We start from the raw sequence: 220 nt of genomic DNA on the forward strand, positions 1-220 counted from the left end.
TTATCCGGCAGGCGCTGGCAAGTGCCGGTCTGTCGGCGGCGGATGTGGACGCGGTCGAGGCGCACGGCACGGGCACGTCGCTGGGCGATCCGATCGAGGCCCAGGCGCTCATCGCCACGTACGGACGGGAGCGCTCTGCCGAACGGCCGTTGTGGTTGGGGTCGTTGAAGTCGAATATCGGGCACACGCAGGCGGCTGCGGGCGTGGGCGGTGTCATCAA

At 69.1% G+C, this 220-nt stretch carries 1 protein-coding gene; it reads left to right on the top strand.

Annotated elements, in window-relative coordinates; all coding sequences use genetic code 11:
• The coding region (locus ACSNOC_RS28030) for a hypothetical protein (protein WP_436750372.1) at nucleotides 1-220 on the top strand (220 nt) is incomplete at both ends.

Origin of the sequence: Streptomyces sp. URMC 129 (genome assembly GCF_051386415.1) — a bacterium.
Classification (GTDB): domain Bacteria; phylum Actinomycetota; class Actinomycetes; order Streptomycetales; family Streptomycetaceae; genus Streptomyces.